The organism is Paenibacillus sp. NPDC057886 (assembly GCF_042796655.1).
Taxonomy (GTDB): Bacteria; Bacillota; Bacilli; order Paenibacillales; family Paenibacillaceae; genus Paenibacillus.
The window spans coordinates 44,295-67,869 of record NZ_JBHVMZ010000010.1 but is presented as its reverse complement, the minus strand read 5'-3'; the positions used below and the strand labels follow the sequence as shown (position 1 = coordinate 67,869).

General features: G+C 46.7%; 21 protein-coding genes. 5 read left to right on the top strand and 16 right to left on the bottom strand.

The genetic code is table 11. The features are described from left to right. Positions 1-13 precede the first annotated feature (13 nt). From ACFVQB_RS28220 to ilvD, 3 genes are all read left to right on the top strand, one after another. Complete coding sequence (locus tag ACFVQB_RS28220) at positions 14-1,066, top strand: acyltransferase family protein (protein WP_379447185.1); 1,053 nt, start codon at positions 14-16, stop codon at positions 1,064-1,066. A gap of 112 nt (positions 1,067-1,178) precedes the next feature. Further along, entirely contained in the window at positions 1,179-1,430 is a 252-nt protein-coding gene (locus tag ACFVQB_RS28215; RefSeq protein WP_379447184.1) for a KGG domain-containing protein, read from the top strand. Positions 1,431-1,743: 313 nt separating this feature from the next. After that, positions 1,744-3,429 carry a dihydroxy-acid dehydratase gene (gene ilvD / locus ACFVQB_RS28210; protein WP_113053445.1) on the top strand — a complete coding sequence of 562 codons (1,686 nt, stop codon included), beginning with the start codon at positions 1,744-1,746 and terminating at the stop codon, positions 3,427-3,429. Between the two features lie 107 nt (positions 3,430-3,536). Here the strand turns inward: ilvD and ACFVQB_RS28205 are convergent, their stop codons facing one another. Beyond that, a complete protein-coding gene (locus tag ACFVQB_RS28205; protein ID WP_379447183.1) occupies positions 3,537-4,937 on the bottom strand; it encodes a polysaccharide deacetylase family protein in 1,401 nt (466 codons plus the stop codon). 186 nt (positions 4,938-5,123) lie between these two features. Here ACFVQB_RS28205 and ACFVQB_RS28200 point away from each other — a divergent pair, with 186 nt between their 5' ends. Then, positions 5,124-6,320 carry an AI-2E family transporter gene (locus ACFVQB_RS28200; protein WP_379447182.1) on the top strand — a complete coding sequence of 399 codons (1,197 nt, stop codon included), beginning with the start codon at positions 5,124-5,126 and terminating at the stop codon, positions 6,318-6,320. On the opposite strand, the gene ACFVQB_RS28195 is transcribed toward ACFVQB_RS28200, so the two are convergent. The 14 genes from ACFVQB_RS28195 to ACFVQB_RS28130 all read right to left on the bottom strand — a co-directional run bounded on the left by ACFVQB_RS28195 (position 6,299) and on the right by ACFVQB_RS28130 (position 22,260). Continuing rightward, complete coding sequence (locus ACFVQB_RS28195; protein WP_379447181.1) at positions 6,299-8,107, bottom strand: peptidoglycan D,D-transpeptidase FtsI family protein; 1,809 nt, start codon at positions 8,105-8,107, stop codon at positions 6,299-6,301. The genes ACFVQB_RS28200 and ACFVQB_RS28195 overlap by 22 nt on opposite strands. 122 nt (positions 8,108-8,229) lie before the next feature. Further along, the gene (locus tag ACFVQB_RS28190) at positions 8,230-10,512 is read right to left on the bottom strand and encodes a methyl-accepting chemotaxis protein (protein WP_379447180.1); all 2,283 of its coding nucleotides are present in this window, start codon (positions 10,510-10,512) and stop codon (positions 8,230-8,232) included. Positions 10,513-10,747: 235 nt separating this feature from the next. Continuing rightward, positions 10,748-12,076, bottom strand: coding sequence for a peptidase U32 family protein (locus tag ACFVQB_RS28185; RefSeq protein WP_379447179.1), 1,329 nt, complete (start codon positions 12,074-12,076; stop codon positions 10,748-10,750). 17 nt (positions 12,077-12,093) lie between these two features. Next, positions 12,094-13,023, bottom strand: coding sequence for a peptidase U32 family protein (locus tag ACFVQB_RS28180; protein ID WP_379447178.1), 930 nt, complete (start codon positions 13,021-13,023; stop codon positions 12,094-12,096). Positions 13,024-13,038: 15 nt separating this feature from the next. Next, on the bottom strand, positions 13,039-14,079 hold the full coding sequence (mltG, locus tag ACFVQB_RS28175) for an endolytic transglycosylase MltG (protein ID WP_379447177.1): 1,041 nt from the start codon (positions 14,077-14,079) through the stop codon (positions 13,039-13,041). Positions 14,080-14,158: 79 nt separating this feature from the next. Then, complete coding sequence (locus ACFVQB_RS28170; protein WP_024633076.1) at positions 14,159-14,473, bottom strand: DUF1292 domain-containing protein; 315 nt, start codon at positions 14,471-14,473, stop codon at positions 14,159-14,161. Beyond that, on the bottom strand, positions 14,474-14,773 hold the full coding sequence (locus tag ACFVQB_RS28165) for a DUF1292 domain-containing protein (protein ID WP_024633075.1): 300 nt from the start codon (positions 14,771-14,773) through the stop codon (positions 14,474-14,476). It lies immediately after the preceding gene. Between the two features lie 12 nt (positions 14,774-14,785). Further along, entirely contained in the window at positions 14,786-15,202 is a 417-nt protein-coding gene (gene ruvX, locus ACFVQB_RS28160; protein WP_076287768.1) for a Holliday junction resolvase RuvX, read from the bottom strand. Between the two features lie 125 nt (positions 15,203-15,327). Then, on the bottom strand, positions 15,328-15,588 hold the full coding sequence (locus ACFVQB_RS28155; protein ID WP_024633073.1) for an IreB family regulatory phosphoprotein: 261 nt from the start codon (positions 15,586-15,588) through the stop codon (positions 15,328-15,330). A 242-nt stretch (positions 15,589-15,830) separates the two neighbouring features. Further along, positions 15,831-18,461, bottom strand: a complete 2,631-nt coding sequence (gene alaS, locus ACFVQB_RS28150) for an alanine--tRNA ligase (RefSeq protein WP_379447176.1) — start codon at positions 18,459-18,461, stop codon at positions 15,831-15,833. 422 nt (positions 18,462-18,883) lie between these two features. Further along, positions 18,884-19,951, bottom strand: coding sequence for an AI-2E family transporter (locus ACFVQB_RS28145; protein WP_379447175.1), 1,068 nt, complete (start codon positions 19,949-19,951; stop codon positions 18,884-18,886). Between the two features lie 251 nt (positions 19,952-20,202). Next, on the bottom strand, positions 20,203-20,412 hold the full coding sequence (locus ACFVQB_RS28140; protein ID WP_024633070.1) for a hypothetical protein: 210 nt from the start codon (positions 20,410-20,412) through the stop codon (positions 20,203-20,205). A 10-nt stretch (positions 20,413-20,422) separates the two neighbouring features. Next, entirely contained in the window at positions 20,423-20,944 is a 522-nt protein-coding gene (locus tag ACFVQB_RS28135; RefSeq protein WP_024633069.1) for a PRC-barrel domain-containing protein, read from the bottom strand. Between the two features lie 164 nt (positions 20,945-21,108). Next, positions 21,109-22,260 (bottom strand): cysteine desulfurase family protein, encoded by a 1,152-nt coding sequence (locus ACFVQB_RS28130; protein ID WP_379447174.1) that lies wholly within the window; start codon positions 22,258-22,260, stop codon positions 21,109-21,111. A 127-nt stretch (positions 22,261-22,387) separates the two neighbouring features. Between ACFVQB_RS28130 and ACFVQB_RS28125 the strand changes: the two genes are divergently transcribed. After that, positions 22,388-22,741 (top strand): hypothetical protein, encoded by a 354-nt coding sequence (locus tag ACFVQB_RS28125; protein ID WP_379447173.1) that lies wholly within the window; start codon positions 22,388-22,390, stop codon positions 22,739-22,741. Positions 22,742-22,930: 189 nt separating this feature from the next. Here the strand turns inward: ACFVQB_RS28125 and cymR are convergent, their stop codons facing one another. Next, on the bottom strand, positions 22,931-23,350 hold the full coding sequence (gene cymR, locus ACFVQB_RS28120) for a cysteine metabolism transcriptional regulator CymR (protein ID WP_076287765.1): 420 nt from the start codon (positions 23,348-23,350) through the stop codon (positions 22,931-22,933). Between the last annotated feature and the right edge of the window lie 225 nt (positions 23,351-23,575).

Genomic DNA, 23,575 nt, shown 5'->3' with positions numbered 1-23,575 from the left:
GGGGGGCTACAACATGAACAAACCGACCATCATTCACAACGATCAGGATTCCTTTTTTTACAACTTGCGCTTTATGCTCATTGTCTGTGTGTTAGCGGGCAATGCTCTCGAACCAATCATTACACGTTTTGCAGGAGCAGAGGCTCTGTTTCTGTGGATATATACGTTTCACATGCCGCTATTTGTATGGGTAACCGGCTATTTTGCCAGACATTCACTCAAAGGTACATCTGGCCGCAGTGTGCTTAAGCAGATTGCATTACAGTACCTTCTATTCCAGTCCCTGTATGCAGTAATGGATTTCACCGTATTCCACACACCGCATATGCGTTTGTCTTTCTTTGCACCTTATTTATTGCTCTGGTTTCTGGCAAGTCATTTCTGCTGGCGGCTGTTGCTTCGTCTCACACTCTCCTGGAAACCGATATACAGACTACTCGGTGCCGTGATGCTGGGGGTATTTGCTGGTTATCTACCCATTGACGGTTTCTGGTTGAGCTTCAGCCGTACGTTTGTATTTCTTCCTTTCTTTGTTATCGGGTATGACTACGGAGCGTCTATCCGCTCCCGTCTGCGATCCGGCTGGGGTCGTAGCATTGCCGCTACGTTGTCTGCTGCTCTTCTTGGTTGGATCGGACTGGGCGGACTCAACATTGCACCAGGCTGGTTACTGGGTAGTATGACTTATGCGGAGCTTGGACACCATGAGTGGTTTGCAGGACTTTACCGAATCGGAATCTACGCACTTGAAATCGGATCGGGAGCGTTATTTCTCGCCTGGGTCCCTTCATTAACATCCCGATTGACTGATCTTGGACGACGTACTCTGTATGTGTTCCTTTTACATGGATTTCTCGTTCGTCTGGCGATCTGGTCCGGGGTTTACAACTATATGGAGACCAGCTTGTACATTCCTGTAATTGTTTCCATAGCACTACTGTTCGCTATAACGCTAGCCCACCCAGCCGTCCGTCATGCCTTTCGGCCTCTTATTGAGCCCGATATTTCCCGCGTTCACTTCAATCGTCAGGGGATATTAAAACGTTCAGCATCCTGGTTCAGATGAACTGAAATCCTGCTCCTTTCCATCGGAATCGACTTGTTTCAGGCTGGAAATGTTGTGGTAAGTAGGAATACGCGCTACAACAATCTACTTATGATATAAGGAGTGATTTGTAATGGCACGTCCACAAACGTCTGAACACAAAATGAGTCGCGAGGAAGCGGGTAGATTAGGTGGTAAGGCCACATCCAAAAAGCATGATCGGAGCTTCTACCAAATGATAGGTAAAAAAGGTGGAGAAGCGACTTCAGATGCGCATGATTCTCAGTTCTATAAGGAAATTGGACGCAAGGGTGGAGCAGCAACTTCCGAAACTCATAATAGAGAATTCTATCGGGAGATTGGTCGCAAAGGCGGGAGCAGTTAGCCTATCCCCAAGGGTAGTGGTGAAAGATCACCTGATGCAATGCATCAAATCAAGAAAGCTTCATTCCACTAATGGATTGAAGCTTCTTTCTATTGAATTGTAGAAATATGACGACGGTTGTGATAGACTCTATAGAAAAACCGGGTCGTTCACGGGTTTAAAGCAGCAAAGAATTTCACAAACTACGGGAAGCTCGAAGCCAGTATCACTGGTCTATTTTTTTAGAGTACGGATGAAATTAAACGACAGATGCACTGCCATTTATATTTCCATTCATGTTGCTCAATATTATAAATTTGGGGGGAAATACACCATGTCAGCCAAGAAGATGCGTTCCGATATGATCAAAAAAGGTTTTGACCGTGCACCGCACCGCAGTTTGCTCCGCGCAGCGGGCGTTAAAGAAGAGGACTTTGGCAAACCATTTATTGCCGTATGTAACTCTTACATCGATATCGTGCCCGGCCATGTTCACCTGCAGGAATTCGGTAAAATTGTAAAGGAAGCTATTCGTGAAGCCGGTGGCGTTCCATTCGAATTCAACACCATCGGAGTTGACGACGGAATTGCCATGGGACACATTGGTATGCGTTACTCGCTGCCAAGCCGTGACATTATCGCGGATTCCGTGGAAACCGTTGTATCTGCACACTGGTTCGACGGCATGGTATGTATCCCGAACTGTGACAAAATCACACCAGGCATGATGATGGGCGCACTCCGCTGTAATATTCCTACCGTGTTTGTCAGCGGCGGTCCAATGAAGGCAGGTCGTGACAGCAACGGTAAAGCATTGTCCCTGACCTCCGTATTTGAAGGTGTGGGTGCCTACCAGGCAGGTAAAATCGATGACAAGAGTCTTCTTGAGCTTGAACAGTTCGGCTGTCCAACATGTGGATCATGTTCCGGTATGTTCACTGCAAACTCCATGAACTGTCTGGCTGAAGCGATGGGACTGGCTATGCCAGGCAACGGAACTATCCTGGCTGTTGCTCCTGAGCGTCGTGAGTTTGTTAAACAATCCGCTAAACAACTGATGGAACTCATCAAAATGGACTTGAAACCACGCGATATCGTTACTGTAGAAGCTATCGACAACGCTTTTGCACTGGATATGGCTATGGGCGGTTCCACGAATACGGTACTTCATACGCTGGCACTGGCTCATGAAGCAGGCATCGAGTATCCAATTGAGCGTATCAATGAAGTTGCTAACCGCGTTCCTCACTTAGCAAAATTGGCACCTGCTTCCGATCTTCACATCGAAGACGTGCACAATGCAGGTGGCGTAAGTGCAGTTCTGAACGAATTGCTCAAGAAACCAGGTGCGATTCACGGTGACTGTATTACTGTAACGGGTAAAACGATCCGTGAGAACGTTGAAGGACAAGAAATCCAAGATACCAATGTCATACACCATCTGGATAATCCGCATTCCGAAAAAGGCGGCTTGGCTGTATTGTTTGGTAACCTTGCACCACAAGGAGCTATCATCAAAGTCGGTGCTGTTGACCCATCGGTTGGCGGATACCACAAAGGTCCTGCTATTTGCTTCGACTCGCAGGAACAAGCGCTCGAAGGCATTGCGAACGGCAAAGTAAAAGAAGGACATGTTGTCGTTATCCGTTATGAAGGACCAAAAGGCGGACCAGGTATGCCTGAGATGCTCGCTCCTACTTCCCAGATCGTAGGTATGGGCCTTGGTGCCAAAGTAGGTCTGATCACCGACGGACGCTTCTCTGGCGCATCCCGCGGAATCAGTATCGGACATATCTCTCCCGAAGCTGCTGAAGGCGGTCCAATCGCTTTTGTTGAAGAAGGAGACATCATTGAACTTGATCTGAACAACCGTATCATCGAATTGCACATCAGTGACGAGGAATTCGAACGTCGTCGCGCAGGCTGGAAAGGGTTTGAACCGAAAGTAAAAACCGGTTACCTCGCTCGTTATTCCAAACTGGTAACGAATGCAAGCAACGGCGGCGTGCTGAGTATCTAATTCAAGTGTAAGATATCCGATGAATTGCCTTATCGGAAACATAAATAAAGGGTTGCTCTTCAGCCGAATCCGGCGAAGGGCAACCCTTTTCTTTATTCGTTTCGCGCTTAGTTTCGTTCAGGTACAAGCTCCTGTTCAGGAACCATCAATTCCTCAGAGGACTGTTCTGCCGTCGCTGCTACCAATACATGCTGACCATATCGATCCAGTAACACGTCAAGCGGCATCGCAATCATTTTTGGAACCAATTGTTCAGATCGCTGCTTCAGACGTTTCGTTCCTGCCGGATGAATGACACTCAGCAGAAGCTTCAGATACACTTTGGATGCAGAACTGAACGGTCCAGGAGCCAGCTCCCGAACCGTAAACCCGAATTTCTCCGGTCCCCGGTTAATCATGCTCACACCGTATAGAGCCTTGGCTGAACGGAGTTCAGGTTCAAGTGCGACCTGCCGCGCCAAATCAGGAAGTTGCTGTTCCATAGCCCGAATCATTCGAATGGCCAGATGCATGCTTGAACGTGAAGTCATACCCAGATCGAAAAGCTTTTTATTATCAAAATGAAGTTCAATAACCGGATCTCCGTTACGAATCACATGACCATCATTCATTTCGACCAATGCTCCATGATATACGCGGGAGCGGTAATGCAGCAATGGGTCCTCCGGTGACGCTGTATGCAGGTGGTATACCCAATGAAACAACTTCTCCCAGCCTAGCCATAACGCAACAACCATCCGTTTCCAAGGTGATAAATGTGTTTGTGGTTGACTTGTAATTTCAGGTTCGCTCACCGTAACGCCTCCCATCAACGTATCGATGCGTACACTGTGCAACTGCTGCCTGTTTGCCTCCTGCAATACGACTTCGAGCGCCTGGAGCATCTGCTCCGGCGCGCGTGCATCAGCGCCGAGGGTAGTGCCTCGATCATGCAGTAACATGACCTCTCCGCCCCTTAGCTCCTTCAACATTCGTTCCGTCAATTTCTCAACGCCCACACTGCTTCTCCAGTCCTCAAACATGGACGACCACAAAATAATCCGGCGATCTTTTTTACTGAAAAAATCAAACAAATTCATAATGCCCCATGGTGGACGATAATAACAAGTTCTTACCCCCGTAACCTCCTGAATAATCTGACCTGTTCGTTGAATCTGATCTCGAACCGTACGCGGCCGCATTAACCAATTGGTTTTGTGAATATAATTATGAATTCCGAGAAGATGACCTTCCTCATGTATGCGCTGAATGAGCTCGGGATGACGGGCTGCATGCTCCCCGACTACAAAAAACGTTGCCTTCGCCTCATACTGACGCAGTAAATCAAGCAATCTGGGTGTGTATTCCGGGTCTGGCCCATCATCAAAGGTTAAGGAAAACTCCGTCTCACTTCTCCCGCGCCTGAACACACGAAAACCAAAAAGTCTGCTAACCAAACTCGGAATAAAGGCGTAAAACGATGAAATGTACAATAACCACAGTAATATGCTCTGAAGTAAATTTGTCATGCTACAAACTCCCCGCTTCTCTTGCTGAATTACCGTGCCATAATTTAGCACTAACCAAAATAAACCGCCTTTAATTTTATCATAATTCAGCCTTTTCTTGAATCCTCTTTTCCCAAAAAGATAGCTATCGTGTACAATAAATGCATCCTAATTTTTACCTTAATGACGTATAAAGGAGCCATGCCCATGCTGCCGCTTTACAAAAAATACGGACGCACCGTCTTTGACATTGCGCTGCTCGTATTAACCGTGTACTTTATCATGTACGGTTTCAGTCGATTATATCAATTGGCTGCGCCAGTTTTTCTTTCATTTATAGTGTATTGGATGATCGAACCTCTGGCAAGATTTCTGCATCGCAAAGGATTGCCCAAAACCCTGGGTGCCGCCATTTCGGTTTTATTGTTTCTTGCGGTTATTGTTGCTGCCTTTTTTGGATTGGGATTAATTATCGTATCCCAAATTTCTAATTTGCAGGATAATTTCCCTTATTATATCGAGATGATTCAGCGTGAATTCACTAATCTGGTTTATTTCATTCAGGACAAGTCTGATGCTTTACCTGACGGAATAACCGATAAGGTTAATGACTATTTTGCTACACTGACCGGATTCCTGTCCAAATGGGTGACCAGCGGTGCACAAATCGTCATCGGTTTTCTCAGTTCATTTTCTTCCTTTATTACCAACTTCGGGATTGCCATTATTCTTGCGTTCTTTCTCAGTATCGAGATTGAATCCTGGCGGAAATTTGCCCGGGCCAAAACACCAAAAACGTTGAAGCTGGCTCTTGAATTTATGCGTAATCATGTGTTCAAGACGATTCGTTCGTATTTGAAGGCCCAGATGATTATGATGCTGATTACTTTTGTATTGATTTATGCAGGCTTGTTGATTCTGGGAACTGCCAATGCCTTCACCATCGCAGCCATCTGCGCCGTTTTTGACCTTGTGCCTTTGCTGGGTGTACCTGTTATATTCATTCCATGGATTGTGTATCTGTTCATTGTGGGGAATAGCAGCCTTGCCATTGGCTTAATTGTAGTCCTTGCTGTAACCATGCTGACACGCCAACTGCTGGAGCCAAAAATATCGGGTAATTCGATCGGGGTCTCTTCCGCTTACTTGATGCTTTCTTTTATGCTGATCTCACTCTCTGTCTTTGGTCTGGCTGGTGTGGTATTGTCTCCAGTGCTGCTGATCCTACTGAAAGAACTGCTGCAACAAGGATATCTCCAGCAATGGATTCATTTGCCGAAGGATGAATTCGAATCCTCCCCATTAGTGATGGACACACCGGGTAGCACCGCCCCTGGTATGAATGCTGAGCCTTCGGTGCAAGAACCTGCTCCTCCCGGCAATCATGAGGATTCAGCCAAATAGTCCATCACTTTTCTGAATATCGCCGTTGCTTGATGACGACTGCTTGGAGCAACGTTTTGAACAAGGACCGCTACAGCATATTGGGGTTGTTCCGTAGGACCATACCCAATAAACCATTGATGGTTACGTTTTTCTCCGTGTTGCTGTACCTGTGCTGTACCTGACTTCCCTGCCACCTGCCACCGTGCATGTTGCAGGGATTTTCCTGTTCCGTCGCGAACAACCTTCTTCATCCAGGACAACAACTGATGTGCCGTAGCCGGAGAGATTCGTCCTGCTGAAGATGGTGAATCATGCATCGGCATATCCAGCATCGTATCACCATCGGCATATCGGATACGTTGAACGAGGCGTGGAGCACTCACCTTGCCATCATGCAGGAGCGTAACGATCAGATTGGCCGCTTGCAATGGAGTCACCAGAACGTCCCGCTGACCGATAGCCGTCTGTACCTTGGCTCCTTTATCCTGAGGAGAGACGGATGGCAATCTCACTCTTCCTGCGTCCTCGTGATCGAAATGATGCAGCAGCGGCATTCCTGCGACCTGCTTCCCCTCCCAGCCAATCGGACGTGCCAATCCCAAAGCATCCGCCGTACGTTCCAGCTGCTCCATACTAAGCCGACGAGCAGTTTCAGCAAATACAATATTGCAGGACTCCGCAAACCCTTGCTCCAGATTCAATGTCCCATGCCCATGCTCCTTCCAGCAGGACAGACCATATTTCCCCCACTCGCCACCACAATGGAAAGTTTCCCCTTTGGATACAGCGTGATATTCCAGCGCGGCCGCTGCTGTAACGATTTTGAATATGGAACCCGGTACAGCTCCCTGCACGGCACGATTTGCCCAATCCGTTTGTTTGGGGTCTACATGCTGCGGATTATAGAATGGTGCCGAAACCATGGCACGCACGTCTGCATTGGCCGCATCCAGCACAACGATAGCCCCTTCCTTCATTCCGGACTTCTTCACTATCTGCTCTATCCCTTGCTGCAAATCAATATTGATTGTCGTCTCCGCACGCAATGGATAGTGTGTATTGGAGGGGGCAATCACGCGCGGCTGTATATCCGGAATAACCTCTCCTGAACCTGTAACCATACGTGTTATCAGGGTAGGCCCAATGCCCATCAATAAAGGTTCCATTGTTCTTTCCAGCCCAGCTGCTCCAGATTTCATGGCAAAAGGCTGCTTCACCTCATTCTTATGACCCGACTGAGCATTCGGGAATCCAGGCTGTTCAGCAAGATAACCCAGCCATTGCATGCCCGTAGCGGCTTGTCCATAACGTGTCATCAGGGGATACACACTCGTTCCGTCTGCCTTCAATTCACGTAGTTGGGCAACCTGAGAATCGGTCAATGCGATCGGCTGGTCGGCACCTGCTGTCCAAAAATGGGGTGCGTTCCCTTGATTCCATTCCTTTTGTAACGACTTCACATCGGTATGTAATAGAGCTGCCAATTCCTTAACTCCCGCATTCGCCATTGTGGCTGGATATGAATGACTTGTTTGATCTGGATGCGGAAAAAGGACCAAACCCCATTCCAGCTTGCCTGTTAGGGGCTGCCCCTTATAATCGGTAAACTGTCCTCGTCCCGTATCCAGTACAACCCCTCGCTCCCGCTGCAATACGGACATCTCACGAACGGTACGTTGAAATCCGGGCATCGTGCGGTTGATTTGAACGCCCTGAACCCAAGCCAAACGAATCATAAGCAAAATAAATAAACCCGTAAGAACAATACATGCAATATAAATGCGCCGCTTCAGTTGTATATGCATCAGGCCACCCCGTTCAGCGTTTTGGCATAGTATTCTACATTCAAAATGGAATTATCCGGTAATGACAAGAAAACCCGTCCCAACAAGGGACAGGTTTCTCTAATGGATCAGATAAGTTTGGTTTAGACCGTAAAGCGAGACAATGTATCTTTCAATTCTGTTGATACATTCTCCAGTTTGGCAGACAAATTCACCAGTTGATTACTGATATTTTGCTGTTCACTGCTCAAGGAGGCAACTTCCTGGGATGTTGCAGAAGATTGTTCAGCTACTGCACTGACATTACTCATCGCTTCGGACAACGTACCTTGAGATTGATTCAAATCTCCGATTGAACCGGTGGCCATGCTCAGACTCTCAACAAATGCACCCATTTGTTGCTGTACTGAAGCAAATATCACATTGGTATCTTTCACGGCATCCATCTGTTCCTTGAATAACGGATAAGCTGCCGACAATTGATCCACCGTCTCATTCATTTCGGTCATAATCTTGTCGGTAATGTCGCCGACCATATCAATGGACTGTCTGGATTGTTCGGCCAACTGACGAACCTCATTAGCTACCACCATGAATCCGCGTCCAGCTGTACCGGCACGAGCGGCTTCAATTGTTGCATTCAAGGAGAGAATGTTCGTTTGTTTGGTAATATTCTGCATGACATCAAGCACCTTCAGAACAGAGGAAGTACTCTCTTTCAAGGAATCTACCTTGTTTACCAACGCACCGATCATTTCTTCTGTCTTCTGCGTTTTGGTCATCAACTGATTCAGATGCTGTGTACCTGTCTGACTGGATTTCTCTACGTGACGGGCTGAATCCCCCATTTGCTCATTTGCGGCGACCACACTCTCCATCTGACGGGAGATATTGTCGGTCAATTCATTTCCACGCTCCGCCTCTGTTGCCAAACTGCTCGCACCACCAGCAATTTCTTCTGTAGCCACCGCAATCTCGGAAGCGGAGACTGCTGTTTTCTTGGAAGCACTGCTCAGCTCAGAAGCGGTATCCAGAACTTCCTGTGCAGAACGGTTGGTTTGCTCAACGAGTTTCGTAATTTGCTCCATCATGAGATTGAATGCAGCCGACAATTGGCCAATCTCATCCTTGGAGGTAAATGGTGTACGCACTTTAAGATTCCCTTTTGCTCCTTCTTGCATCAGATCTTTCAATTTGCCCATTGGGCGGGCAATCATGCGAACCATCCAAATACCGATCAGTACCGCAATAGCGGCATCAACCAATGCCATCCACAAGGTCAACGTCAGAATACCCTTGGCATCTTTCACCAGGATAGATGTTGGAACCATCCCGATCAGCTTCCAGTCGGATATATCCATAGTACTAAATGACGCCAGCATATTGGTTGAATTTCCATCCACGGTATACTCTGTATTCATGCTGCCGGATTTTTCTTTCAAATCTTTTACAAAAGCCAAATCCGTATCTTTCCCTGTACCATCAGCAATCGTTGAAGCTACAACCTTATTGTCCGGAGCAATGAGCTGGAGAACTGAACCTTCACCCAGGTCAAGAGATTTCAATTGCTGCTCCAGAACTTCCAATTTCAATTCAATGATTAACACATAGGACTGGGTTGTCCCTTGCAGGTTTTTCATTGAGCGTGCAATTCGGAACGTTGGTGTGCTGCCGTCCTCTTTGACTTCTGTTGGAAGCCAGCGATATCCACCTGCTTGAACCAACTCGTCGTACCAGCTCTCATTACGGATGTCACCCATGGAAGAACTGCTGCTGCCTGTACCCATGGTGGACTTTGTTTCGTCTGTCGGCACAAGATAAATCGCTTCCATAGATTTATTCGTAAAAGCAATATTCGACAATTGTTTGTTGATGGAGCTTGAATTCACAAACGTATCATATGCAGACAAATTCTTATCAGACATCTTCTGAAGCAAGGACTGCATTTCCGGGTCGAAGAAAATTTGTGTGGATGTATCTACAAACCGCTCCAGAATAATGTCCATTTTTTGTTTGGTTTGTTCAATCGTTTCCTGATTTGATCGGGATGCATTCTTCTCAATCGTATCTTTGGCTTTAGCATAGGATAATAGACCCAAACTAACCACAAAGATCATGATGCCCGCAAAAAAGATCAAAAACAGTTTAACGCCTACCGATTTAATCGGATTGGCCTTCTTAATCTGCGCTAACGTTGTTCCCCCAACATTTCTCCAGTTTTGCTTGTTCAACTGGTTTTTTGTCTTGTTCCACCCCGACTTCAGCTTACCTGAGTCCAATGTAAAAGACTTTTTGCTTGGAGCATCCCCTGTCTTACTTTTAACTACTTTTTCTTTCTTCACTTTCTGAACCTTCTCGGGCTTAACCTTCTCGGGTATTGTCAACTCTTCTCCACTGTCCTTCTGCTTCTTTTGAACCAATCCCATTCACCTGCCAGTAATTTACTTGTTGGATTTTTCTTTCTCTCCCCTATAAATATGTAGTATTCGACAACTTTCTCCTTTCCCCTTTCGTTTTTTCGAAATTTATTACAACTTTTTTCCTATTTTTCTATAATAAAAAGACCCCCATATGCCGATATACGGAGGCCAAAATTCTTCATTTTATAACACTATATTGTTAAAACATAATATTATTTTGTTAAAAACTAGGCATTTGAACCTACTTCTTTTTTCTCATCATATCAAAGTAGGAAACAGGTTGATCCACCTTCATTTTTACACGCTGTAACGGGTGACGAGCTGCATCGAGCACATTGCCTTCTTCATCCTGCAGTTCCCCAACCACCTGTTTGAAAAAGTGGCCTCCCGGACCGAAAAATTCGATCTCCTGTCCTGGTTTGAAATGATTGCGCTGTTGAATGATCGCCATTCCTGTAGTCGCATCATAGTCCATAACCAATCCGGCAAAGTCAAAAGGTACCGCTTTTTCTTCCGGTTCATAGATGTGATCCTCATGATCCGGTGTATCATAGAAAAATCCGGTATTCAGTGGACGATTCGCTGCCTTGTTCATTTCCTCTACCCACTCAGGCTTCAATACATAGTTCTCCGGGTCAGCCATATAAGAATCAATGGCCTGACGATACACGTTAACCACGGTAGCCACATAGTGAATCGACTTCATGCGTCCCTCGATTTTGAAACTATCCACACCGACATCAATCAGCTCTGGAATATGCCCAATCATGCACAAATCCTTGGAACCCATGGAAAAAGAATTATCCTGCTCCTCGAACAGGGGCAACTGATTCTCTCCAAGCCTGAAAGGCGCAGGAGCCTTCATTTGCATCTCTTCTTCGCTAACCCATACCGTATCCTCCCGAGCATCCTCAAACAGATCATACTTCCAGCGGCAGGATTGGCAGCAGCCACCCCGGTTGGAATCCCGATCTGTAAAATGGTTGGACAATACACAACGTCCGGAATAGGACGAGCACATAGCTCCATGAATAAAGGCTTCGATCTCAATATCCACATTGGCCTTGATTTCTTCAATTTCCTCAAAGCTTGTCTCACGTCCGAGAACGACGCGTGGAAGACCTTCATCTTTCCAGAACTTCACAGCTTGCCAGTTCAGGGTCGATTGTTGTGTACTCAAATGCACTTCCAGACCCGGTACGGCACGCTGAGCCACTTCAATAATTGCTGGATCTGCTACGATAATAGCTGCAATTCCTGCATCATACAAGTTTTGCAAATACGCTTGAATGCCTTCGATATCTTCATTATGCGCATAAATATTGGTTGCCACGAAAACTTTGGCTCCATATTTTTTGGCAAATTCCACACCTTCACGCATTTCTTCAAAGCTAAAGTTATCCGCGTTGGAACGCAATCCGTATGCCTGTCCACCGATATACACAGCATCTGCACCGTAATGGATTGCAAATTTAAGTTTTTCCAGATTGCCCGCCGGAGCAAGCAACTCCGGTTTGTCCAGACGGTTACGTTTACCCGAGAACTTCCGCTGTACCGCCACTGTTTCCATGTTGTTCACCTCGTCTATTAATACACCTGTTCTTTATAGAAAAATCCAAACGACAACTCTCGCTCAGGGTCCTGCAATTGACGAACCTCGTCCAGCCATTCTTCACAAAATGCATAAGCTCCGGCATCTGCCGCATAGCTATCCAGAGCTATACGGTATGCACGTACAACAGCTTCATTATACGCAAGCGGTTTTAACATGCCTTCGATTTTGAAGCTGTGTACCCCGGCCTCCATCAACAGATGAAGATCCTCAAGAATACAGATATCCTCCGAACTCATAATGTGAGTTCCGTTCACATCTTCATAGATCGGGAACTTCTCATCCCGGCGTTCAGCCTCGATCAGAAATAAACCACGCTCTTTACCCAAATGCCCCTCTACAGGACGCCCCTGATGGGACATATAACTTTGCACCAGACTCCGTTTGGAATGATAAATGTTCGTCATGCCATGCACCTGAACCTGAGCTTCCACCTTCAGAAATGGAACCATCTCTGTCAGCTCGTCCATATTCAGCTCCCGAGCAAGCACGACACGACTCGCGCCTTTGGTTCCCCAATAGTTGGCTGTTGCATAGTTGGTCGATGTCATCTCAGCGTTCCAGTGCATCTGGATATGCGGAGCATGCTCCTTAATAGCGGCGAGCACAGATGGGTCGTTGAACTCCACCCCATGAACGCCGATTTTACCCAGTGCTTGAACATATTCAGGTAATTCCTTTAGCAACTCGTTGGACATCAGATTGTTCATGGACATGTATACACGAGCCTGATGTTTCACTGCAATGGCAACCACTTCTGCTGTTTCTTCCACACTGAAGCTTCCGGGAAGACGCATGCCGAAGCGATCATCCCCAATTAACAAAGCATCTGCCCCTGCTTGGAGCAGCACCTCTGCCTCTTTCACATTTGCCGCCGTAACGAGCAGTTCATGTTTCGTACTCATATACATCCCCTCCGCTTATTGCGCAGCCTTACTTTTGGCTATATTTTGCTGATGTTCCTTATACGTTTTGGCAAACAGATGTCCGAATGTACCGTCCTTCTTGGTCACATAGAACAGGTAATCCGAAGCTTCCGGTTCCAAAACTGCCTCAATGGATGCCAGACTTGGACTTGCAATCGGTCCTGGTGGCAGGCCTTTGTTCAGATACGTATTATAGGGACTCTGTACCTTCAGATCCTTGAAAAGCAATCTGGCCTTCGGCTTATCCAGTAAATACTGTACTGTAGCGTCGATCTCCAGTTTCATATCCTGCTTAATCCGATTATAGATTACGCCTGCCACAAGCGCGCGTTCCTGATCCACCACAACTTCTCTCTCCACAAGTGATGCGATCGTTAACACTTCATGCAAAGACAGATTTCTCTCCTTGAGTTTGGACTCCAAATCAGGAATAGAATCAACCTTGGTCTGGAATTCCTCAATCATTCGCTGCATGACCTCTTGAGTAGAACTTCCCTCTTTCAACTCATATGTCTCCGGGAACAAATATCCCTCCAGCACATATCGCAGTTCTTCATCCACTGGAATGTCCTTGATGATGTCGATATCAAAAGCAGACGGATCATTCGCAAGCTTGATAAATTCCTCACGATCCACAATTCCCTCAGCAGATAGTTTGTCTGCCATTTGCAATACGGTATACCCCTCAGGAATAGTAAACTTGACCATAGATTCAGGCACAACTTCACCGTTATTCAGCTTATTAATAATCTCATCGTATGACACGCCTGGATTTAAGGAATATGTACCTGCCATAAAATTCGATCCTTGTTTCTTCCATTTCAGATATCCCTTAAAGGCTAAACCACTTCGAATCAGACCTTCCTGCTCCAACTGGTCCGCAATTTTTGAAGTTCCTGACCCGCTCTTGATCTCGAATACGATCGGTTCTGTGGATGCTTGCACCGGACGCATCATGTTCCAGACATATACGCCTGCGCCTCCGGCAACAACCACGATGACAAGCAGAAAGACTAAAATCGCTTTTCCTTTCAAAAAAGACACAACTCCTTTACACAACCAAAAAGAGCGGACTTCTCCGCCCTTCCGGTATCTTCAATTTGAAGCTGATTAATCAATCTTCGTCAATGGGGAGTGTACACTCATCATACAGTTCAGAGATGTTCTCCCACTCATCATCATCGTCAATCGTAACTAATTCCGGCATGATCTGGCCTTCACTTCCCGGTAAAACCCGCAGAAGTTCAACTTCGTCATAAGGACGTAATGAACTGCGGAGCACCGCATACTGTTGGCCCTTCACCTCAAACTCAGCCAGCAGGTCATACGGATGCGATTTACCGTTCTCTTCTTCCAGCTCAACATGAGCACCAAAAGCCAGACGCAGCGAATCTGTCCATTTCAAGTCTTCGCGGCTGTATTCTGTCATTTAGTTCGCTTCCTCTTCATCTTCTGCAAGAAATGTATTAAACGTCTCCTCGACGATATCCCATTCGGCATCATCTTGGATGACGAAAAGTTTAATATCGTCGCCCTCTTCTTCATAACGGAATGCATAAACATCCGTCTCTCCATCTTCGGGTTCAACCGGAGCAACCATCATGTACTTGGCCTCCGAACCGTCCACTTCGAATTTCATGATGACTTCGAATTCCTCTTCATTACCCTCGTCATCCGCAATGTAAATAATCTCCGATTCTTCTTCCATACCCAGTTGATCTTCAGCCATTGTTGATCCCCCTCACCTTTTACTATTGGCATCCAAATAATTTTGCAAAATCAAGCTTGCGGCCATTTTGTCCACAACCTGCTTGCGTTTTTTGCGACTGACATCCGCTTCAAGCAACGTTCGTTCTGCTGCCATGGTTGTCAGCCGTTCATCCCAAAGGTGAACAGGTAAATTCAGTTCGCCCCGCAGGCGTTCGGCAAAAGCAATGCATATTTCACCACGCGGCCCTACGGTGCCGTTCATGTTTTTGGGAAGTCCGACAACAATCTCGCCGATCTCATGCTCACGCACAAGCTCAGCAATCCGAGCGAACTCACCTTCATCCCGGCGGCGTTCAAGTACTTCCAATCCCTGGGCAGTCCAACCGAAGGCGTCACTAGCGGCAACTCCGATTCTTCGGTCCCCATAGTCCAAACCTAATATTTTCATCCATGCTCTCCCATCCTCAAGCCTGCTCAGGTCGAACAATATTCGCCTTCTCAAGCTTCAGGCTGTCTTCTGTCGGTTCATTTCCCGCTGCCTGCATAGCTGCATCACAGCGGAAGCGATGTACATTACCGGTGATTGGCCAGATAAGAACGAACAAGCTCTTCAATCAGCTCATCGCGTTCTTTTTTACGGACCAGACTGCGTGCATTGTTGTGACGAGGGATGTATGCGGGGTCTCCAGAAATCAGATACCCGACAATCTGGTTAATAGGATTATACTCCTTATCCACCAGTGCATCATATACCGTGAGAAGAATCTCTTTGGAGGATGCTTCCTGCTCGTCGGCTTTCACATTAAATTTAACCGTCTTATCCATGGAGTCCATTGATGACACCTCGCTCCTGCATGAACATGGGGACCATGTCCTGCCGAATTGATTTCTGCTTATATAATAACATATTCTGACTGCCACAAGTAAACAAAGGATAAGCCAATTGTGTTTTTTGCTTGTCCTTTACTGGCTTTAGCATATTGCATCATTCGATTCCACTCGCTCTCGGGTATAAAATATAAACGAACAAAACCATTTCGATTTATATTTTGACGATTGAAAGCAGCTCAATGGATTTATGCAATATGCCCGCTAACCAGTGAAACCGCCAATTTCAACGCTTCATCCAGCTTGCTTGCATCCTTGCCTCCGGCTTGCGCCATATCAGGACGTCCGCCACCGCCGCCGCCGCACACTGCCGCAACTTCCTTGACGATTTTACCTGCATGCAGCCCTTGTTTTACCTGTTCAGCAGGGACAGCTACAACGAAATTCACTTTGCCGTCAGCTGGAGCACCCAGTACGAGTACGGCATTAGGCAGTTTTACTTTCAATTCATCAGCGACTGTGCGCAGTGCATCCATATTCGGAGCATCCACACGGGCTGCAAGCAATTGTGTATTTCCTGCTTGTACCACTTGATCTGTCAATGCGCCTGCTTCCATGGCACTCAGCTTGCTTTGCAGTGATTCAGTCTCTCTGGCAGCTTCTTTCAATTGCTGATTCAGACCTTCAATGCGTTTAGGCACATCAGTCACATTTGCTTTGAGCAAGGATGCTGATTGTTTAAGCAATTCAAGCTGACTTTCTACATACAGATACGCGCCACGGCCAGTCACAGCTTCGATCCGACGTACGCCGGAGCCGATTCCGCTCTCGCTCACCAGCTTGAAGATACCGATCTCTGATGTATTATTTACGTGACAGCCGCCACAAAGTTCCAAACTGTAGTCTCCGACTTGTACCACTCGTACGATATCGCCGTATTTTTCACCGAAAAGTGCCATCGCGCCCATTTCTTTGGCTTCATCAATAGCTTTCAGTTCAATGTTTACGTTCAGACGATTCCAGATCTGTTCATTCACCTGACGCTCGATCTCCGTTAATTCTTCCGGCGTAATGCTGCCGAAATGTGAGAAGTCAAAGCGCAGACGCTGAGGCTCTACGAGTGATCCTGCCTGATTGACATGCGTTCCGAGCACATCTTTGAGCGCTTTGTGCAGCAAATGGGTTGCGGTATGGTTTTTGATAATATCGCCACGTTTGGACGCATCCACTTCAGCTTTAATCACTTCACCTACACGCAGTTCACCGGACTCTACAGTCACCAGATGTACGTGTTGTCCCAGCGGAGCTTTGAACAGGCCTTGCACTTTCGCTGTTACACTGGCTCCGCGCAGCAAGCCCTGGTCACTCACTTGTCCGCCACTTTCCGCATAGAACGGAGTCTTGTCAAGGATGACCTGGCATGTCTGTCCTTCGCTTACGGAGTCTACGAGTGCGTCACCAGCAACGATGGCTACCACTTTTGCTTCCGTCAACAGGTCATTATAACCAACAAACTCGCTTTTAACCTCCAGATCAGCAAGCGGTCCGCCTTGAACCTTCATGCTCTCGTTTTCCTGGCGTCCTGCACGTCCAAGCTCACGCTGCTTTTGCATGGAAGCATCGAAACCTTCACGATCTACCGTCAGACCATGCTCTGCTGCATAATCTTCTGTCAGGTCAAACGGGAAACCGTACGTATCATACAGTTTGAACGCTTCAGGTCCGCTAATAACCGTACGCCCTTCGGACTTGGCTGTACCGCTGATTTCCGCAAGAATAGCCAGACCATCCGTTAGTGTTTCGTGGAAACGCTCTTCCTCGGTTTTGATCACTTTGGCGATAAACTCCTGCTTGTCCACTACTTCCGGGTAGTACATCCCCATCACTTCACCAACAGTCGTTGTCAGTTCATACAGAAATGGACGATCGAGTCCCAGTACTTTTCCGTAACGTACGGCACGACGGAGCAAACGGCGAATTACATATCCGCGTCCTTCATTGCTTGGCAGAACGCCATCGCCTACAGCAAAGGCAACTGTCCGAATGTGGTCGGCAATGACTTTCAATGCAACGTCAATCTCTACGCTGTCATTATATTTCACACCGGCAAGAGCCGCTGTTCTTTGAATCATCGGTTGGAACAGATCTGTGTCAAAGTTGGAATCCACATTTTGCAGAATGGATGCAAAGCGTTCCAGACCTGCACCTGTATCAATATTTTTGTTCGGAAGGGGTGTGTAGCTACCGTCCTTGTTGTGATTGAACTGAGAGAATACAAGGTTCCATACTTCCAGGTAACGTTCATTTTCCCCGCCTGGATACATCTCGGGATCATTCATATCATTGCCATAAGCTTCGCCGCGATCATAGAAAATTTCGGTACAAGGTCCACACGGGCCTTCGCCGATATCCCAGAAGTTTTCATCCAGTTTGATGATTCGTTCAGCAGGCAAGCCTACTTTTTCATTCCACAATTTGAAGGCCTCTTCGTCTTCAGGGTATACCGTTACGGAGAGACGTTCCGGATCGAAACCGATCCATTCTTTGCTTGTGAGAAATTCCCATGCCCAAGTAATCGTCTCTTCTTTGAAATAGTCTCCAATGGAGAAGTTACCGAGCATTTCGAAGAACGTATGGTGACGGCGAGTTTTACCGACATTTTCAATATCGTTCGTACGAATACATTTTTGGGAGTTGGCCAGACGCGGATTCTCCGGTTTTTCCCGACCGTCAAAATACGGTTTCAACGGTGCCATGCCCGCATTGATCCACAGAAGGGATGGATCATTATGAGGCACAAGCGATGCGCTTGGCTCGATTTTGTGACCTTTACTTGCAAAAAACTCTATCCATTTGGACCGGATTTCACTGGCTTTCATACGGAGTGCCCCCAATTAATTATAATAGTCCGGTGCATATTCGCTCCGGGTTGTTAACAAGTAAAAATAAACACAAAAAACGCCCCTGATAGTCAGGGACGATTGTAATCGCGGTACCACCCTGGTTATTGCTGTTCATCCGCAGATGAAACAAACAATCTCCTCGTTGATGCGAAATAACGGTCGCTCCCGGCAGGGTTGTCCTGCACTCCGAAATCAGCTTTCCGCCGCTTCAACTTTCAAGACTCTTCCAGCCATCGGGCTCAGATTACATCTGATCCGAAGAAGTCTATTCTCTGAGGAAAGGAACCCTCGGCGTACTTCATTTCATCATCGATTTCTTGTTCTAAACTTACCCCTCCATTATATCGATATGCCTATATGGTGTCAACGCACCCCTTAGGAGCAGACCTTTGCTACGGTCAGTCCGTTCTTCGTTTGATGTAATATGCAAAAAAGTGCTGCACAATGACTTTCAGAACAGCAAAGACCGGCACCGCCAGAATGAGACCCACTATGCCCGCCAGTTCGCCTCCCACAAGGAGCGCGAAGATAATCGACAACGGATGCAAATGCAGCGTCCGCCCCACCACCTGAGGGGAGATGACGTTGCTCTCCAGCACTTGGCACAATGTGTTCACAATGACAACGAAGAGCACCATTTTGAACGATACCGTAGACGCCATAACCACGGCAGGAGCAGCTCCAAGAAACGGGCCGAGATAAGGCACGATGTTAAATACAGCGACAATGCTGGCGAGCAGCAGTGCATAAGGCATATCAATGACGATGTAACCGATGTAGGCAAAGATGCCCACAATCACACAGACGATAAACTGTCCGCGAATATAGTTTCCCAAAGCCGTGTCAATCTCTTTCATAACCGACACAATGGCTTTGCGCCGTGAGCGAGGCAGATACGCTACAACCGTACGCTCAAACACCTCAAAATCTTTTAACATATAGAAAATGAGAAATGGCACGATAAACACGTTGAACAATACATTAATGGTTGTCCCGATATTATCCATCAGCTTCGTTATGCCCTGGGTCAGCCGATCCTCCATCTGGAAAAACCAGCTGTTCATGCCTGTGCGCACACTTGGCGGCATTAATTTGTGATCCATATTGTTCATCAGACTCTGGGCACGCATCGACAGCTCCGGCATATGCTCGTTCAGTTCCTCCAACTGTTCAATCAACACCGGAATGACATTCATCAGGATAACGCCGATACAGGTGAGGAAAAAAGCATAGATTAACAGCACGGCAATGGTTCGAGGGACTTTACGCCCTCCTAGCATGCTTACAATCGGATTGAGTACATAGGATATGATGAGAGCTACGATAAATGGTGCCAGCACTGTTTTCAGAAATCCATATATATGAAGCAGTAATGGCCGCAGCAGCCAGATAAAATACAGGATAATCAATCCGAGTAGCAGCCAGATGGCATAACGGAACAGCTTGTTTTTGGTTAATTGCTCCACTTGCATCTCTCCCTTTTGGACTGGCTCTGAAAGTCAGTATATGTAAGGAAGGGAATATTTATTAACGCACAAAAAAAACGCCCCCTTCATGATGAAGGAGACGCATCTTGTGATCCGGGGTAGCATATATTCATACAAGTTCCCTTGAACCACTATGTAACCGCAGCTATATACATCTGTCATCATTTCATGACAGCGTTCAATGACAGTCTTTGTCATGAAACCGCATATAGAAGAAGTTATGCTGCTTATTAAGAAGAAGCATGAAGATGTGGGAAGTCTTGCGGCAGCTCTTCCCCAAAGAACAGATCATCAAGGGAACTGAGCGTGCCGTCTTCTTCCACTTGGTATACAGACATTTTCTCACCGTTCACTGTTAATTCGATAAAGCATCCCCAGCAATAAAACTGGTGGGAACCGATTTTCCCAATATCTTTGGAACTACAGTTTGGACATTTCATATTCATTCACCTATCCATTAACAGAATGAATGGCATTTTCCAAGCGCTGTTCACTCAGCGGCGGCACCATAATGGCACTTTCCCCAATAGACATATCGCTTGTACATGGCAGCCATTTGCGGCCCTCAATCAAATCGGACACAAAACCGTCCGTAATTTCAATCCCTATTATTGTATTTCCCAACTCCTGGTCAAAATAAACATCAGAGACACGTCCAAGCAGCAAACCTTCTTCGGTGAGCACGGACATCTCCTTCAATTTAGACTGGCCGAGGAGGTACGTGTGTTTTATGTCGTCGGCTCCCGTTTTGCGGACAGCCTGTTGATTACGGATCATGACGGCATCTTCGCCGTAGGCAACGATATCTTGCCACTGCACGATTTTGACATGACTGGTAAACAGGCCTTTGTTTTCAAGTTCAATGCCTTCAATTTTCCAATCGTCATTCACAATGAAATCCTGGATCTTACCGACCTGCTTCCCGTCCTCAACATCAAAAACGGCAAGTCCGATCATTTCCTGAAGCTTCATCGCAGGGTCCCCCTCATCTTCTTATCATTAAATAGTCGCGGCGCTATTGCTAGGTATGCCCAAAGTTGATGAGTGGCAATCAGACGCCGATCATCAAAACCGCTTCTATCCAACCGATGAAATGGAACTTCTTCCCTCCTTCTGTTCCATGTGCAAAAAGCCCCTTAGGCTCTATTACGCAGTCGCCCAAGAATGGTTCCAATTTTTTCGGTGGTTATCATGATTTCTTCCGTAGTATTACCCACTCCCCAGCTAAAACGAATCGCGGAATGCAAAAAAGTCTCTGGCAACTTCATCGCTTTCAGCACATGGGATACTTCGAGGGAACCGGAAGTACATGCCGAACCGCTCGCAACTGCGATGCCTTCCATATCCAGATTCATGAGCATCGTCTCTGTGGATACTTCCGGAAAGCTGATGTTCAGGATATTGGGCAGCGTATATTCCGGATGTCCGTTGACGTGGAAATGCTCCGACCCTACATGCTGCTCCAATTGTTCCAGCAGCAATAATCGCAATGCCAGATCATGTTCACGGCGTGCCTCGGCTTGTTCTTCTGATATTTTCAACGCCTCCGCAAAGCCAGTGATACCCGCTATATTCTCGGTACCTGCCCGTCGTTGCCGTTCCTGAAGGCCACCATGAGTTCTCGCTTCCAGCACAATTCCGCGTCTTACGTAGAGTGCACCCACACCTTGGGGGCCATTAATTTTATGAGCAGAAAAGCTGATCAGATCCACCGGCAGTTCCTTGCAGGAAATATCCTGGGTGCCAAGAGCCTGAACTGCATCGGTATGGAACAAAATATCATGTTGACGAGCCAGTTCACCAATTTCGCGGATAGGCTGAATTGTGCCAACTTCATTGTTGGCATACATCATGGTGATCAGCACAGTATCTGGCCGGATGGCATCTTTCAGCTCTTCCAGATGTATTCTTCCGTATTCATCTACAGGCAAATAGGTCACGTCATAGCCTTGTCGCTCCAGCTCCTGACAAGTATGCAGTACCGCATGATGTTCAATGGCGGTTGTAATGATGTGACGTCCTCGTTCTTGTCTCGCTGAAACTGCGCCAAATATCGCCAGATTGTCACTTTCCGTGCCGCCTCCGGTAAATACAAGTTCGTCTGGGAAACAACCCAAAGACGCCGCAATGACATCCCTTGCTCCACTGACGGTCCGTTTGGCTTCACGCCCAAAGGCATGGATACTTGATGCATTGCCATATTGCCCTGTCATCACTTTCATCATCGCTTCCGCGACTTGTGGGTGCATAGGTGTCGATGCGGCGTGATCCAAATATATTCTGTTCATTGATTTCACCCCGTTATAGGTTGGACTTCCATATTTTTATGATGCAAAATTGAAAATTTAAACAAATGCTATTGTGTCATATCTTCGTGTATAATGTTTAATATCCATTCAAAAAGGAGAGATCGGCATGAGTGATCAGGTTCTCAGTCAAATTCTGAATCAGCTTCAACAAATGGACAAGCGTTTCGACAACATTGATGGACGTCTTGAAAAGATCGAAGACAGGCTTGATACAATGGATAGCAGACTCGATACCATGGATGGCAGACTTGACGCCATCGAGGAACAAACCAAAAAAATTCCTCTGCTTCAGCATGCCGTTCTGGAGACACTGGAAGTTACCAAACGTCTCGAAGTTTCTCAAATCACGTTTGAACGTAAAGTATCCGCCGAATTAAACACCCATCAGCACAGCATTGATATATTGAACCGTCGTCAATTGCGTATGGAAGCAGATATAGAAGCACTCAAGCGTCGCTAGAACTTCTGACTACATCGTTTCGGAAGGGCAGCCTCAAGAACGGTGCCTTCTTCAGCACATGATTACATAAATCCTGTTTATCACAGGCTATCGTAGAATTGGAAGAATCACAATGTAGCTTGTTGCACGGCTAAAGCCCCCAATATGGGGGCTTTAGTGTGTCGTCTGTGATGCTCATCATCAACTATGTTAGATATAGAACATGTAGCTATCTTTTTGTTCCTGATCCTGGAATGTAATCAGATCCTTCAGCGTTGTTGAATCCAATACTTCTGCAATGCTATCACGGATGCGCAACCACAAGTCGCGCTTCGCCGGATCATCTTCCTCGGTGAAATCCACTGGAGAGATTGGACCTTCCAGTACACGAATAACATCCCCTGCCGTTACGGTAGCAGGATCGCCTGCCAGAATGTAACCGCCGTAGGCGCCACGGATACTTTTGACCAGTCCTGCATTACGCAGGGGAGCAATCAATTGCTCGAGATAATGCTCCGAGAGCTGGTTGCGCTCGGCAATACTTTTCAAAGATGTAGGGCCTTCGCCTGTTCTGGCTGCCAGCTCCATCATGATTGTGAGCCCATAACGGCCCTTTGTCGATATTTTCAAAGGAGTCACCTCTTTCAATTTTCGAAAAAACAAGTTGTGAAACATAAAATAACAGGATGTGGTCCAAGACCGTCTTTCCAGGATCCGCCACAGCGGGATATGAAAAATACAGGCCTAGTCTCTCTAATCCTCCGTATTCCGATCATAACCCTCAGCTAATGTTAACATATCTGCATGCTTTATGGAAAAGAAAGATTGACGAAATTCCAAAATGTGCGCCTGTGG